This window comes from Streptomyces sp. R44 (assembly GCF_041053105.1).
GTDB lineage: Bacteria > Actinomycetota > Actinomycetes > Streptomycetales > Streptomycetaceae > Streptomyces.
Map to the genome: position 1 here is coordinate 5,465,308 of NZ_CP163444.1, position 13,543 is coordinate 5,478,850.

Sequence of the window (13,543 nt, forward strand, 5' to 3'; positions counted from 1 at the left end):
CCGGCCCGAGCGTCGGTTCCTCTGGGCGTGGGTGCTGATTCTCACGTCCGGAAAAGGCGTGATCGGTTGTCCTTTGTCCGGCTCGTCGGTGTTAGCTTGCTGAGCTGATCCGGCGCGGACGGGCTCAGCACCGAGGGCGCCGGACACACGACGAGCGGAGCGACTGGACACATGGGCCGACCGGACAAGGGCAAGGCGAAGAAGCGCGGCATACGCCGCCTCTTCACCTGGAAGAAGCTCCTGGGCACCTTCTTCGTGTTCTGCCTGCTCGGCATGGGTGCCCTCTACGTCGTCTACCTGCTGGTCCCGGTGCCGTCGGCCAACGCCGAGGCGACGATGCAGAGCAACATCTACAAGTACTCCAACGGCAAGATCCTCGCCCGCACCGGCAAGATCAACCGCGAGATCGTCGGCCTCGACAAGATCCCCCTGCAGGTCCAGAAGGCGTTCGTCGCCGCCGAGAACAAGACCTTCTACAAGGACAACGGCGTCGACATCAAGGGCACCACCCGCGCCGCCTGGAACACCGTCACCGGCAAGGGCAAGCAGGGCGGCTCGACCATCACCCAGCAGTACGTCAAGAACTTCTACCTGAGCCAGGACCAGACGGCCACGCGCAAGCTCAAGGAAATGGTCATCGCCATCAAGGTGGACCAGAACATGAGCAAGAGCGAGATCCTCGCCGGCTACATGAACACCAGCTACTACGGGCGCAGCGCCTACGGCATCCAGGCCGCCGCCCGCTCGTACTACGGCGTCGACGCCACCCAGCTCACCACCGCGCAGGGCGCCTACCTCGCCTCGCTGCTCCAGGCGCCCAACCAGTACGACTGGACGTCCGCGAGCGCCACCGGCCGCAAGCTCGTCGAGGAGCGCTGGAACTACGTCCTCGACAACATGGTCGGCGAGGGCTGGCTCAGCCCCTCCGAGCGCGCCGGCATGAAGTTCCCCGTCCCGCAGAAGCCCAAGCCCGCCCCCGGCATGGAGGGCCAGACCGGCTACATCGTCGAGGCCGCCAACCAGGAGCTGATCCGCCAGGGCGTCAGCGAGGAGAACATCAAGGCCGGCGGCTGGACGATCACCCTCAACATCGACGAGAAGAAGCAGAAGGACCTCGTCAAGGCGGTCGACAAGCAGCTGGAGTCCAAGCTCGACCGCAAGGGCGACAAGAAGCAGGCCACCGTCCAGGCCGGCGCCACCTCGGTCGACCCGAAGACCGGCGCGGTCGTCGCGCTGTACGGCGGCGTCGGCGCCACCGAGCACTGGCTGTCCAACGCGACCCGCCGCGACTACCAGCCCGCCTCCACCTTCAAGCCGCTCGTCCTCGCCTCCGCCGTCGACAACCAGGCGGTCACCCAGGACGGCCGGAAGATCGGCCTCGGCACCGTCTACGACGGAGACAGCAAGCGCCCGGTCGTCGGCAGCCCCATCGACTTCGCGCCGGAGAACGAGGACGACTACAGCTACGGCCCCGTCACCGTCCAGAAGGCCACCAACAAGTCGATCAACTCGGTCTACGCCCAGATGATCGTCGACGTCACCCCGGCCAAGGCCAAGAAGACCGCCCTCGCCCTCGGCATGAAGGACGGCGCGGACTTCCCCGAGAGCCCCGCCATCTCCCTCGGCACCATGGGCGCCTCGACCATGGACATGGCCGGCGCCTACGCCACGCTCGACAACCACGGCAAGAAGGTCACCCCGACCCTGGTGAAGACCGCCACCCACAAGGACCGCACGGTCCAGGGCGACCAGGCGATCGGCGACCAGGTCATCAGCCGCGAGGCCGCCGACACCGCCACCCAGGCCATGACGGGCGTCGTGAAGAACGGCTCCGGCTTCCGCGCCGCCGGCGACTACGAGGCCGCCGGCAAGACCGGCACCTCCGAGAACAACCGCTCCGCCTGGTTCGTGGGCTACACCCCCGAACTCGTCACCGCCGTCGGCCTCTTCGGCGAGGACGCCCAGGGCAACCAGGTCACCCTCACCGACACCATCAACGAGGGCCGCGCCAACGGTGGCCGTACGCCCGCCCAGATCTGGGGCGACTACACCGAGCGCGCGCTGAACGGCGGCTCGGACGCCTCCTTCGACCTGGAGACCGACGGCGCCGCCCCCGACGGCACCCTGCCGGAGCCCACCGAGAGCAGCGAGGCCCCGTCGACCGAGGAGCCGACCGAGGAGCCGACCAAGGACCCCACGGGCCCGACGGCCCCGCCGACCTCGACGGCCACCACCCCTCCGCAGCCGACCGGCGACCCCGTCACCACACCGCCGGAGCCCACCCGGGAGCCGACGGCCACCCAGGAGCCGACGACGGCGCCGACCACCATCCAGCCGCCGGACGCGGGCGACCCCGTCGCGAACAGCACCGCCCGCCCGCCCCGCTGACGACGAACACCGAAGGGCGGACCCCGCACGGGGTCCGGCCTTCGGTGCTTTCCCGCAGGTACGGGGCTCAGGTGCGAGGCTCAGGTACGGGGCTCAGGTACGGGTCGCCAGCTCGAACCAGACCACCTTGCCGCCCGAGAGCCGGGTCGCCCCCCACCGCCGGGCCAGCCGGTTCACCAGGAAGAGCCCGCGCCCGCCCTCGTCCGTGTCGCGCGCCCGCCGCTGCCGGGGCAGCTGCGGCGAATCGTCGCCGACCTCGCAGCGCAGCACGTCCGTACGGAGCAGCCGCAGGGTCACCGGGCGCTCCGCGTACCGCACGGCGTTCGTCACGACCTCGCTGATCAGCAGCTCCACCGAGTCCGTCAGCTCCTCCAGGTCCCAGCGGGCGAGCGCCCGCCGGGCGAGCCGCCTGGCCCGCCCCGGGGCGGCGTCCTCCGGCTCCAGGAACCAGTACGCCACGTCGCTCGGCGCGATCCCGTCGAACCGGGCCGCGAGCAGCGCGATGTCGTCGTCCCGGTCGCCCGGGCCCAGCATGTCCAGGACGTCGTCGCAGAGCGCTTCGAGCGGCGGCGAGTGGTCCGGGCCCGTCAGCTGCGCGGTCGCCGCGAGGCGCTCCCGCAGCTGCTCGATGCCCGTCCACACGTCCCGCAGCCGGGACTCGACGAGCCCGTCCGTGTACAGCAGCAGCGTGGCGCCGGCCGGGGCGTCCAGCTCGACCGCCTCGAAGTCCACCCCGCCGACCCCGATCGGGGCGCCGGGCGGCACCCGCAGCACCTCGGCGCGGCCGCCCAGGTGGAGCAGTATCGGCGGCGGATGGCCCGCGTTGGCGACCGTGATCCGGTGCGAGACCGGGTCGTACACCGCGTACATGCAGGTCGCCATGCGGTTCTCGCCGAGCCGCTGCGCCTGCTCGTCCAGGTGGTGCAGGACCTCCTGCGGCGGCAGGTCGAGACCGGCCAGGGTCTGCGCCGTGGTGCGCAGCTGGCCCATGATCGCCGCCGACGTCATGGAGTGGCCCATGACGTCGCCGACGACCAGGGCGACCCTGCTGCCGGGCAGCGGGATCGCGTCGTACCAGTCGCCGCCGACCCGGGCCGTCTCGGCCGCCGGCAGATAGCGCGAGGCCAGCTTGACGCCGGTCGGCTGCGGCAGCGAGTCCGGCAGCATCGTCCGCTGGAGCTCGTCCGCGATGTACGCCTCGCGGCCGTACAGCACGGCCTTGTCGATGCCGAGGGCCGTGTGCGTGGCCAACTGGGCCGCGACGAGCAGGTCGTTCGGCTCGAAGCCGGCCCGCTCGGGACGGCGCAGGAACACGGCCGCGCCGATCACCCGGCGCCGGCCGCGCAGCGGCGCGAGCACCGCCCGCAGCCCGCCGGGCAGCGGGTGCTCGGGGCCGAGCAGTTCGGTGAGGGCCGACTTCGCGGCCGCGGAGTCGCCGAAGACCGGCCGCACCCCGCGCAGCACCTCGGCGAGCGCCCCGCCGTTCCGTACCTCGCAGAGTTCGGCCGCGGGGGTCGGATCCGGATCGGGTACGAGGACGAGCTCCTCGCCCTCCAGATCGCTTAACCGGAGCCGGTCCGTGCGCCGCAGCCGCAGCACGAACGGCGCCACCGGCCGCTCGTCGCCCACCGGGAGCGGGTCGCGGAGGTAGACCAGGATCTCGTCGGAGAAGGTCGGCACGGTGGCCCGGCACAGGCCGAGGACGATCTCGTCCAGGTCGATGCCGCGCGCGATGCGCCGGGTCGCGGCCCCGACGAACCGCAGCCGGTCGCCCTCCCGCCGCGCGGAGGTGTCCCCGCCGCGCGCCCCGCCGGGAGGCTGCGGGGAGACGGCGACGGCGACGGCACCGGGGGAGCCGGGGTGGCCCGAGCCGCCTGTGACGTCCGGGTGGACCGGCCCGCCGGTCGCGTTCGGTGCGGTGGGCTGCGCGGGGGCCTCCGCGCCCGGGGTCGCCGGGGTCGCCGGGCCGCCCGCCGGGGCGGGCAGGTCGGAGGGCAGGCCGGCCGCCGCCGCCTCCTGGCGAGGGCGCGCGCGTTCCTGCGGCCGGGCAGCCAGGGGCTGCCGGCCTTCGTGGGAGGTGGGATGCTCCGTCACGCGTGGGATTCCGTCCGTCCGGGCCGGTGGTGCGATGCACTCGCTCTTCTCGCCGATGCCGCGCCTTCGGCGGGGGTAAACCCCTCGTATGCAGCGGATGTGGACGTTCCGCGAGCTGCGGCAACGGCAGGGGTCGCAACACCCGGGCGCACGTCCGGCACTGCTCTCCCCCTCGTGGATGACTTCTGGTCAGGTCCTGCGCTGTGCTGAGTCGTTGACGTGCTGTTCGGTCGGTCTGACGTGGTGTCGGGTCCGTCTCTGCCGTGCGGAGGACGATCCTACGTTTGAACCCCGGGGGCGCATCAAGGGTCTCACGGCGCCGTGTGCGCCGGAGTGCGATCCCAGTCCGCCGGCAGCTGGGGAACCCGCCATCCCGGATCGGGCCGCCAGTCCTCCCAGCCGTCCGCGAACGGCGTCCCCCACCTCTTGATCCGCTCCACCGCCCGCTCCCCGGCCGCCCGCACCCCGGCGGCCTGCTCCGGGCTCATCAGGCCGGACCGCTGGGCCTGCGCGAACTCGTCCTCGTCCCGCCACAGCCAGCTGCGGTCGGGGTAGACGGAGATGTCGAGGAAGTGGTCCTCGGAGTCGAAGCCGCCGGACCACCGGACCCGCGGCTCCTCGAGGTTCACGTACCAGCTGCGGAAGCGCCAGCCGCGCTCCCAGAACAGCCACACCGACCACGGCTCGCCGGGCCGCGCCAGCTTGAGCACCCCGCTGCCGGCCCAGCGGGTGCGCTCGGTGGTGCGGGGGGCGGTGTAGCGGGTGGCGAGCGGCTCCTCGTGGACGGCCGTGCCGTCGGCGAGGACGGGCCGGACGCACTCGGTGCCGGGCGCCATCCAGACCGCGAGCAGCTCGGGCGTGTCCTGGACGACCGTCACCGGTCGGCAGATGTGCACCGCTCCGGTGCCGTTGCCGCGGTAGCGCCAGAGGATGTGATCCCCCGGCGCCCAGTGCTGAGAGCCGCCCGATCCTGTCATGCGCAGATCTTAGGGGCGCGCTCCCACGACCGCTGCGGCACAGATCACCAAGGAGTCGGCTACCGGTCACGGACGAAACCGCTACCGGCCGGTCGCCACCGGCCGGTCATCCGAGGACCGGAGTGCGTGCCCCGGTCGCCGTCTGCGGGTCTCTCCCGGCCTACGGGTGCGTCATGCGCAGCACGTCCAGCGCCTCGTCGAGCTGCTCGACGGTGAGGTCGCCGCGCTCCACGTAGCCGGACTCCAGGACCACCTCGCGGATGGTCTTCCGCTCGGCGAGGGACTTCTTCGCGACCTTCGCGGCCTCCTCGTAGCCGATGTACTTGTTCAGCGGCGTGACCACGGACGGCGAGGACTCGGCGTACTCGCGGGCGCGCTCCACGTTCGCCGTGATCCCGTCGACCGTGCGGTCGGCGAGCAGTCGGGAGGCGTTGGCCAGAAGCCGTACGGATTCCAGGAGGTTCTTGGCCATCACCGGCAGCATCACGTTGAGCTCGAAGTTCCCGGCCGCGCCCGCCACCGCCACGGTGGTGTCGTTCCCGGTCACCTGGGCGGCGACCATCAGGACCGCCTCGGGGATCACCGGGTTCACCTTGCCGGGCATGATCGAGGAGCCGGGCTGGAGGTCGGGGAGGTTGATCTCGGCGAGGCCGGTGCGCGGGCCGCTGGCCATCCAGCGAAGGTCGTTGGCGATCTTCGTGAGGGAGACGGCGATGGTCCTGAGCTGCCCGGACGTCTCCACCAGGGCGTCGCGGGCGCCCTGGGCCTCGAAGTGGTCGCGGGCCTCGGTCAGCGGCAGGCCGGTGGCGCGGGCGACCTCGGCGATGACGGCCGGGGAGAAGCCGGCCGGGGTGTTGATGCCGGTGCCCACCGCCGTACCGCCGAGGGGGAGTTCGGCGAGCCGGGGGAGTGCCGCGCGCAGCCGCTCGGCGCCGTACCGGACCTGGGCCGCGTAACCGCCGAACTCCTGGCCCAGGGTGACCGGAGTGGCGTCCATCAGATGCGTACGGCCGGACTTCACCACCGACGAGAATTCGGCCGATTTTCGCTCCAGGGCGGCGGCCAGGTGGTCGAGGGCGGGGATCAGGTCGCGGGTGACGGCGGCCGTGGCCGCGATGTGGATGGAGGAGGGGAAGACGTCGTTCGAGGACTGCGAGGCGTTGACGTGGTCGTTGGGGTGGACCTCACGGCCCTCGGGCAGTCGCTCGGTGGCGAGGGTGGCGATCACCTCGTTGGTGTTCATGTTGGACGAGGTGCCCGAGCCGGTCTGGAAGACGTCCACGGGGAAGTGCTCGTCCCAGCGCCCCTCCGCGACCTCGTCGGCGGCCGAGGCGATCGCCTGCGCGCGGTCCTCGTCGATCACGCCGAGCTCGGCGTTGACCTTGGCGGCGGCCGCCTTGATCCGGGCCAGGGCCTCGATGTGGGCGCGCTCAAGGCGCTGCCCGGAGACCGGGAAGTTCTCCACGGCCCGCTGGGTCTGGGCCCGCCACTTGGCGTGCGCGGGGACCCGCACCTCGCCCATGGAGTCGTGCTCGACGCGGTACCCGTCTGCCTCGTTCATGTTGTTCAACCTCCTGCTGTGCTGGTCGGGGGGGACGACCCCCCAACCCCCCGAAAAAGATGAGCACTTGTCTTGTTCGATGTATTCCCAAGGTGCGTACCGGCCAGTAAAAACCGTGGGTAACCCCACTTCCAGGAGGCGCAGTGAAGCGCACCAGGTACAGACTCCGCTGGCCCGTCGCGGCCGTCGCCGCCGCCGCGGCGGCCCTCGGCAGCATGACCGCCGCCGCCCCCGCCGGCGCGGCCGACACGAGCAGCGCGGCCGGAATCACCTCCGTACCGCTCTCTCCCGAGCTGGAGGCGATCCGGGCGGCCGAGGCCACCAGGATCTACGGCAGCCCCGAGGAGCGCCCGCTCGCCGAGCGCAGGACCGGCCTCATCTCGCTGGGCGACAGCGAGATCTCCGGCGAGGGCGTCGGCACGTACGAGTCGCCCACCAACGGGCCCACCAACTGGTGCCACCGCTCCCCGGACGCCGCCATCCACCGCACCGGGATCCCCGCGGACCTCACCTTCAACGTGTCCTGCTCCGGCGCCTACACCGGGAACATCCGGATCGGCGGCTCCAAGCAGTACGCCGACGAGCTCGTCCAGAGCGACAACCTCGCCGTCAAGGCCCGCAACACCCGCATCAAGATGGTCCTGCTCGTCGCCGGCGCCAACGACGACCTCCAGTTCGGGCCCGTCATGACCGACTGCGTCCAGCGGTACGTCCTCAGCCAGGGCACCTGCGAGCCCAAGTACGCCCCCGGCTGGCAGGCCCGCGTCGACGGACTCGTCCCCAAGGTCGAGCAGACCGTCCGCGACCTCAAGACCGTCATGCGCGACGCCGGATACGCCGACGGCGACTACAAGCTGGTCGTCATGGGCTACCCCAGCCCGATCGGCCCCGACTTCTACGACAACCCGAACTTCCCCGGCAAGCTCTCCTGCGGCGGCATGGGCTACGACTCCGACACCAAGTGGGGCCGCAACACCGCCGTTCCCGCCTTCGAGCGCGGCATGCGCAGGATCGCGGCCGACACCGGCGCCACCTACCTCGACAACTCGCGCCTCTTCCACGGCCACGAGGTCTGTATGGAGGACACCTGGGCCCGGGGCCTCTACATCGACCTCTCCAAGCCCGGCGGCCTCGACGAGAACTCCGTACGCCAGTCCTTCCACCCCAACAGGAGCGGCCACGGCGCCTTCGCGTCCTGCCTGACCCAGATCTACAACTCGGGCCTGCGCGAGGCGAGCTGCGCCGACGTCAACTCCTCCGGCACCCCGACGCTCTTCCCGCTCGCCTGGGACGACGCGTACCAGCCGCTGAGGAACCAGGCGACCGGCAACTGCCTGGACGTCAACGCCTCCGAGTCGGCCAACGGCACCGCCGTCCTCGGCTGGGACTGCCACGGCGGCCGCAACCAGGGCTGGTGGTACGACTCCGCCCGGAAGACCGTCCACACCCAGCTCACCCAGGACCGCTGCCTGGACGTGCCGGGCGCCGCCTATCAGGCCGGCAAGGCCCTCATCGTCTGGAACTGCAGCGGCGCCGCCAACCAGAAGTTCGTCCGTGACGGCGCCACGATCCGGCCCGCCGCCGCGACCGGACTCTGCCTCGCCCAGGGCGCGGCGAAGGAGCCGGTCAGGCTCCAGAACTGCGACGGCTCCGCGAACCAGAAGTTCGCGTAGGAGCCTGCGGATACCCCGTGGCCTCCGTCCGGTGCGGGACGGGGGCCACGGTCATGCTCAGAGCGCCTTCGTCGTGCTCCTCGCCAGCTCGTAGGCCGGGAGCATCGCCCGGTGCTCGTCGGTGTCGAACCCGCCGAGGTGGACGATGACGACCGCGCCCTTCGGGGTGGAGACGGCGAAGGCCCGCTCCTCCTTGGACTCGTCCGTGAGCTCGCTGTACGTCGTGTACGTGACCTCGACAGCGGCCAGCGCGCCCGCCCTCGTGTCCCGATAGGTGACGGCGGAGGGCCTGCTCGCCGCCGTCACGAAGCCTTCGAGCGCGGTCCGGGCCGGTCCTTTCGCGGCCGTCCACACCCGCAGGAAGCCGATGTTCCCGGAGGGCTTGGCGTCGACCTCGCAGCGCATGACGGCCGGCCCCTGCCGGACGAGCTCCGCGAAGTCCGGGTCCGCGGGCTCCTTGACCGCGGCCGGCTTCCAGTCCGCCGCCAGCCCGAAGGAGACGGGCAGCGCGCAGGCCGAACCAGGACCGCCGAGGGTCGCGGCGGCCTTGACGGCCGGGGCGGTGGCGCTGGTCTTCCCCGGGGTCGCCGGAGCCGCCGGGGCGTCGGGCGCCGGGGTCGTCCCGCAGCCGGTGAGCAGGGCCGCGGTCACCAGGGCGGCGGCGGTCGTACGTATCGGGAGTCTGTCTGGCATGGCGCCATGATCCCCGACGCGGCCGCCGCGGATTGCGCCGGACGGGCGAATCCGGCGTGATCGCCGCACAATGTGAAGCGTGCCGAGGGGGACCCCCATCCCACGGGAGGCAGGACATGACCCGCACCTTCAGGAGGATCGGCGCGCTCTGCGCCGGTACGGTCGCGGCGGTCACCTTCGCCGCCGCCGCCCCCGCCCAGGCCGACAACGGAGACGGCTTCGAGTTCACGCTCTACGCCAAGGAGGTCCCCGGCCCGGGGACCGACTCGAGCGGGCCGCCGCCCAAGGTCGGGGACGTCTTCACGGCCGCCGACGACCTGTACAAGACCAAGGGCGGCAGCAAGGTCGGCCGCGACGGCGTGACCTGCGCCGTCGTGCGCGTCTCCGGTGACCAGGCCGACGTGAACTGCGTGGGCACCTTCGTCCTGAACGGCGGACCGGGCGGACAGCTCACCGCCCAGGCCCTCGTCACCTTCGACATCTCGAACGTGGCCCCGGCCGCCTATGACGTCGCCATCACCGGAGGCACCGGCGACTTCACGCAGGCGCGTGGATACGTGAGTACGAGCCCCGACGGGGACTACTCGCGGATGGAGTTCCACGTCACCACGAGGTGAGCCCGTTACGACAGCTTGCCGCCGTAGTCCGGGAGCTTGAAGGCGCGCTCGGCGTGGCCGCCGACGAGGTCGGTCGTGTTGTTGCCGATGTTCGCGATGATCGTGTAGCCCTTGGCCTCGATCTCGGCGCGCTTCTCGGTCTTGTACGCGCTGACCTCGGCGAACAGGTCGGGGAGCGAGCGCACGTACAGCCCGTCGACGGGGTAGCCGGCCTTCTTCAGGTTCCAGTCCGTCAGGGAGTAGATGATCCCGGGGCGGGCGGTGACGAAGAAGACGGCCACCCCGCGCGCGTGGGCGTCGTCGACGAGCGCGCGCACGTCCGCGATGGCCGGGGTCGGCAGCTCCCAGAACGGGTGGAAGTCCGTCTCCAGGGAGCTGTTGTCGATGTCGAGGACGATGGCCTGCTTCTCGCGGCCGGCGTCCTTCGAGCGCGCCTCGATGTACGGGCGGGCCTCGGCGACGACGGCGGCGACGTCATGACGCCAGGTCGCGTAGTCGACGTCCGCGAGGGCCGCGGCCGAGGTGATGTGGGTGTCGGGGTCGGCGGCGGAGGCGGCGGGCGCGGCACCGACGACGAGGACGGCCGTCAGGCCGAGGGCCGCGGCGGTGGTCTTGGCGGAGGGCATGGGGGGCTCCCGAGTGGGTCGAACCGGCTCAGTGGTTGACATGCTCGCGACCCATACTGGCCAGTAGGTGACGGGAGGGCTACCGGTCGGTAGCGACTTTCTGAGCGAAAGATCTTTCTGGGCGGAGACCCTTCCGAGCGGAGACCGACGACGCCCCCCGGCCCGGAAGGGCCGAGGGGCGTCGCGAGAGCCCTGCGAGATCGGGCGAGATCAGGCGAGACCGGGACCGCGCACCGGGATGTGCGTGAAGGTCGGCTCCGGGGCCGGGTTCTGGAAGAAGTCGTTGCCCTTGTCGTCCACCACGATGAACGCCGGGAAGTCCTCGACCTCGATCTTCCAGACCGCTTCCATGCCGAGCTCCTCGTACTCGACGACCTCGACCTTCTTGATGCAGTCCTGCGCCAGACGCGCCGCCGGGCCGCCGATCGAGCCCAGGTAGAAGCCGCCGTGCGCACCGCACGCGTCGGTGACCTGCTTCGACCGGTTGCCCTTGGCCAGCATGACCTTCGAGCCGCCCGCCGCCTGGAACTGCTCCACGTACGAGTCCATGCGGCCGGCCGTCGTCGGACCGAAGGAGCCGGAGGCGTAACCCTCGGGGGTCTTCGCGGGGCCCGCGTAGTAGACCGGGTGGTCCTTCAGGTACTGCGGCATCTCCTCGCCCGCGTCCAGGCGCTCCTTGATCTTGGCGTGCGCGATGTCGCGCGCCACGACCAGCGGGCCGTTGAGGGAGAGGCGGGTCTTGACCGGGTACTTCGTCAGCTCGGCGAGGATCTCGTCCATCGGCTGGTTGAGGTCGATCTTCACGACGTCCGAGGACTCGTCCAGGTGGGAGTCCTCGGTCTCCGGCAGGAAGCGCGCCGGGTCGGTCTCCAGCTGCTCCAGGAAGACGCCCTCGGCGGTGATCTTCGCGACGGCCTGGCGGTCGGCCGAGCAGGACACGGCGATCGCGACGGGCAGCGAGGCGCCGTGACGGGGGAGGCGGACGACACGGACGTCGTGGCAGAAGTACTTGCCGCCGAACTGCGCGCCGATGCCGATCTTCTGCGTCAGCTCGAAGACCTTCTCCTCCAGCTCCTTGTCGCGGAAGCCGTGGCCGGTCTCGGCCGAGCCCTCGGTGGGCAGCTCGTCCAGGTAGTGCGCGGAGGCGTACTTCGCGGTCTTGAGCGCGAACTCGGCGCTGGTGCCGCCGACGACGATCGCCAGGTGGTACGGCGGGCAGGCGGCCGTGCCGAGCGAACGGATCTTCTCCTCCAGGAACTTCATCATGGAGGCCTCGTTCAGGACCGCCTTGGTCTCCTGGTAGAGGAAGGACTTGTTGGCCGAGCCGCCGCCCTTGGCCATGAAGAGGAACTTGTACGCGCCGCCGTCGGTCGCGTACAGCTCGATCTGCGCGGGCAGGTTCGAGCCGGTGTTCTTCTCCTCCCACATGGTCACCGGGGCCATCTGCGAGTAGCGCAGGTTGAGCTTGGTGTACGCGTCGTAGACGCCCTTGGACAGGGCCTCCTCGTCACGGCCCGAGGTCAGCACGTTCTGGCCGCGCTTGCCCATGACGATCGCGGTGCCGGTGTCCTGGCACATGGGCAGCACGCCCGCGGCGGCGATGTTCGCGTTCTTGAGGAGGTCGAGCGCGACGAACTTGTCGTTGCTCGACGCCTCCGGGTCGTCGATGATCCGGCGCAGCTGGGCAAGGTGGGCCGGGCGCAGGAAGTGCTGGATGTCGTGGATGGCCTCGGCGGCCAGCCGGCGCAGCGCCTCCGGCTCGACCTTGAGGAACGTACGCCCGTCGGCCTCGAAGGTGGAGACACCTTCGGAGGTCACCAGGCGGTAGGGCGTGGTGTCCTCTCCCAGGGGGAGCAGATCGGAGTACGCAAACTCAGGCATGACGGCGGCCATTCCTCACTCGGCAGACAGCTGCGCCGCCTCCATTGGCGGCGCGCCCTCCAGCGTATGACGCGGCGGCCGCGCCGATCCTGTGAGGTAAGGCTCAGTAGGGGGTGGGAGCGCACCGGAATGGCGTGTTTCCGTGCCCCCGCCGTCGCGTCCCGGGGTGTCCCCTAGGGGACGGGACCAGGGTCTGTCCCTCTGGTTGCGATCTATCGCGTTTCGCTAGGCTGACTTCGTGGACCTCGAAAAGCAGCCCGAACCCGAGAAGCAGCCGCAGCCGCAGCGGCCGGTCGCCCCCGCCGAGCCCGCTCTCGCCGGGCCCGCCCACGTCGATCCGCAGGGTTCGCTGCGGGCCTCGGACGCGGACCGCGACCGCGTCGCGGACATCCTCAGGGACGCCCTCGCCGAGGGACGGCTCGACGCCGAGGAGCACTCGGACCGGATCGACGCGGTCTACCGGGCCAAGACCGTAGGGGAGCTGGAGCCGATCGTCCGCGACCTGCCGGCCGCCCGGACCGCCCACGAGCCCGAAGCGGCCGTGGCCTGGGGCTCGGACGACCCCGAGGGCCCCGCGGAGAGCCTCGTCGCGATCTTCTCCAGCACGACCCGCAGGGGCCGCTGGCGGGTGAGCCGCCGGACGAACGCCTTCGCTCTCTTCGGGAACGTCGAGATCGACCTGACCGAGGCGATCTTCGCCCAGCGGCTGACCACCATCAACGCCACCTCCATCTTCGGCAACGTGGAGGTGCGGGTCCCGGAGAACATCAGCCTGCGCGGCAGCGGCAGCGGCGTCTTCGGGAACTTCGAGGTCGTGACCCTGGAAGGGGCCGACCCGCAGGCCCCGGTCGTCGTCATCAACGGCTACTCGGTCTTCGGGAACGTGGAGGCCAGACCCAAGCGCGGCAAGTGGATCACCGACCTCCAGGGCAGGCTCCGCAAGCACCTCGGGCACTGACGACGGGCGTCGCTCGGGGAGCCCGCGCGGGAGCCGTTGCCGGGTGTCCGCGGAGGTGACCGGAATTCGCCCTCG

10 protein-coding genes are annotated in these 13,543 nt (G+C 71.2%); 4 read left to right on the forward strand and 6 right to left on the reverse strand.

Annotated features, from left to right (window positions below; all coding sequences use genetic code 11):
- Positions 1-171: 171 nt before the first annotated feature.
- Complete coding sequence (locus tag AB5J54_RS25595; protein ID WP_369146245.1) at positions 172-2,388, forward strand: transglycosylase domain-containing protein; 2,217 nt, start codon at positions 172-174, stop codon at positions 2,386-2,388.
- A 93-nt stretch (positions 2,389-2,481) separates the two neighbouring features.
- On the opposite strand, the gene AB5J54_RS25600 is transcribed toward AB5J54_RS25595, so the two are convergent.
- The 3 genes from AB5J54_RS25600 to AB5J54_RS25610 all read right to left on the reverse strand — a co-directional run bounded on the left by AB5J54_RS25600 (position 2,482) and on the right by AB5J54_RS25610 (position 7,020).
- Positions 2,482-4,482: a SpoIIE family protein phosphatase gene (locus tag AB5J54_RS25600; RefSeq protein WP_369146246.1), complete on the reverse strand. Its 2,001-nt coding sequence runs from the start codon at positions 4,480-4,482 to the stop codon at positions 2,482-2,484.
- Positions 4,483-4,793: 311 nt separating this feature from the next.
- A complete protein-coding gene (locus AB5J54_RS25605) occupies positions 4,794-5,459 on the reverse strand; it encodes a DUF402 domain-containing protein (RefSeq protein ID WP_369146247.1) in 666 nt (221 codons plus the stop codon).
- 160 nt (positions 5,460-5,619) lie between these two features.
- Positions 5,620-7,020: a class II fumarate hydratase gene (locus AB5J54_RS25610; protein WP_369146248.1), complete on the reverse strand. Its 1,401-nt coding sequence runs from the start codon at positions 7,018-7,020 to the stop codon at positions 5,620-5,622.
- 143 nt (positions 7,021-7,163) lie between these two features.
- On the opposite strand from AB5J54_RS25610, the gene AB5J54_RS25615 reads away from it, so the two are divergent.
- A complete protein-coding gene (locus tag AB5J54_RS25615; protein WP_369146249.1) occupies positions 7,164-8,693 on the forward strand; it encodes a ricin-type beta-trefoil lectin domain protein in 1,530 nt (509 codons plus the stop codon).
- 57 nt (positions 8,694-8,750) lie between these two features.
- On the opposite strand, the gene AB5J54_RS25620 is transcribed toward AB5J54_RS25615, so the two are convergent.
- Positions 8,751-9,386 (reverse strand): lipoprotein, encoded by a 636-nt coding sequence (locus tag AB5J54_RS25620; RefSeq protein ID WP_369146250.1) that lies wholly within the window; start codon positions 9,384-9,386, stop codon positions 8,751-8,753.
- Between the two features lie 116 nt (positions 9,387-9,502).
- Here AB5J54_RS25620 and AB5J54_RS25625 point away from each other — a divergent pair, with 116 nt between their 5' ends.
- The gene (locus tag AB5J54_RS25625) at positions 9,503-10,003 is read left to right on the forward strand and encodes a dirigent protein (protein WP_369146251.1); all 501 of its coding nucleotides are present in this window, start codon (positions 9,503-9,505) and stop codon (positions 10,001-10,003) included.
- 5 nt (positions 10,004-10,008) lie between these two features.
- On the opposite strand, the gene AB5J54_RS25630 is transcribed toward AB5J54_RS25625, so the two are convergent.
- Both AB5J54_RS25630 and AB5J54_RS25635 read right to left on the reverse strand, forming a co-directional pair.
- The gene (locus AB5J54_RS25630; protein ID WP_369146252.1) at positions 10,009-10,629 is read right to left on the reverse strand and encodes an HAD family acid phosphatase; all 621 of its coding nucleotides are present in this window, start codon (positions 10,627-10,629) and stop codon (positions 10,009-10,011) included.
- 210 nt (positions 10,630-10,839) lie between these two features.
- Positions 10,840-12,510: a fumarate hydratase gene (locus tag AB5J54_RS25635; RefSeq protein ID WP_369146253.1), complete on the reverse strand. Its 1,671-nt coding sequence runs from the start codon at positions 12,508-12,510 to the stop codon at positions 10,840-10,842.
- 238 nt (positions 12,511-12,748) lie between these two features.
- Between AB5J54_RS25635 and AB5J54_RS25640 the strand changes: the two genes are divergently transcribed.
- Positions 12,749-13,468, forward strand: a complete 720-nt coding sequence (locus tag AB5J54_RS25640; RefSeq protein WP_369146255.1) for a DUF1707 domain-containing protein — start codon at positions 12,749-12,751, stop codon at positions 13,466-13,468.
- The last annotated feature ends 75 nt before the right edge of the window (positions 13,469-13,543 follow it).

Bases quoted from the DNA above. Each gene is read 5' to 3' on its own strand.
- AB5J54_RS25595 (WP_369146245.1), top strand. From the start codon at position 172: ATGGGCCGACCGGACAAGGGCAAGGCGAAGAAGCGCGGCATACGCCGC.
- AB5J54_RS25605 (WP_369146247.1), bottom strand. From the start codon at position 5,459: ATGACAGGATCGGGCGGCTCTCAGCACTGGGCGCCGGGGGATCACATC.
- AB5J54_RS25610 (WP_369146248.1), bottom strand. From the start codon at position 7,020: ATGAACGAGGCAGACGGGTACCGCGTCGAGCACGACTCCATGGGCGAG.
- AB5J54_RS25620 (WP_369146250.1), bottom strand. From the start codon at position 9,386: ATGCCAGACAGACTCCCGATACGTACGACCGCCGCCGCCCTGGTGACC.
- AB5J54_RS25625 (WP_369146251.1), top strand. From the start codon at position 9,503: ATGACCCGCACCTTCAGGAGGATCGGCGCGCTCTGCGCCGGTACGGTC.
- AB5J54_RS25630 (WP_369146252.1), bottom strand. From the start codon at position 10,629: ATGCCCTCCGCCAAGACCACCGCCGCGGCCCTCGGCCTGACGGCCGTC.
- AB5J54_RS25635 (WP_369146253.1), bottom strand. From the start codon at position 12,510: ATGCCTGAGTTTGCGTACTCCGATCTGCTCCCCCTGGGAGAGGACACC.